Raw genomic sequence first — 657 nt, 5'->3', positions numbered from 1 at the left:
TCTCTCCTTGCCTCGATTTCATCATTCAGCAAGGGATCCGGTTCTCAGGGGCAAAGCCATGCTGACTACTACGAATAACGTAGCGCAGGAGTGTGTGCAAATGACCGAACCACAGGATTGCTTGGATTGCGTCTGCAACGAAAAAGAAATAAAGGAGAAACTTCCTGAAGTCAGTGAGGTAGGTGAAGATATATCACTACATTTAAATGAATCTGTTTACCTAACGAGTCCATAATTTTTTATCTCATACTCTACTGACCCAGAAACTGAACAATCTGGGCATAGCTATGCAGGAATTCACTCTGTTGGGGGTAATCAGATTTCCAGTCTCCTTTCAGGTCCGCCCCTCAAGGAGCTTTATTTTGGGAGAGTGGGTCCAAAAAAATGAGAAATCCTTCGTGTTTTGCGGATCTTTGGCCTAAAAGTAAAGCCTCAAGAAGAGCCTTTCGCCTATTGTCTTAATATGGAAAAAGGCGGGCAGATTTTTATTAAAGGGGAATCGAATATTGATGGAGTTGCTTCTGGGCATCAGTTGTGGGTTGCGCTGACAGAAGTTGAGCGCTAAAATGATTTGAGCAGGGGAAGCGCGAAAAGGTTCCAGGGATGCGAGCTATATTTCTAGATTTTGATGGTGTGCTCCATCCTTTGCCTATGCAG

At 44.1% G+C, this 657-nt stretch carries 1 protein-coding gene; it reads left to right on the top strand.

What is annotated here, in order from left to right:
• On the top strand, positions 1–235 hold a 235-nt coding region (locus D3A59_RS26045), incomplete at its 5' end, for a hypothetical protein (protein WP_205665280.1).
• Positions 236–657 lie beyond the last annotated feature (422 nt).

This window comes from Caldimonas tepidiphila (assembly GCF_003569765.1).
Classification (GTDB): Bacteria; Pseudomonadota; Gammaproteobacteria; order Burkholderiales; family Burkholderiaceae_C; genus Caldimonas; species Caldimonas tepidiphila.
This window is presented reverse-complemented; position numbering and strand designations above follow the sequence as displayed.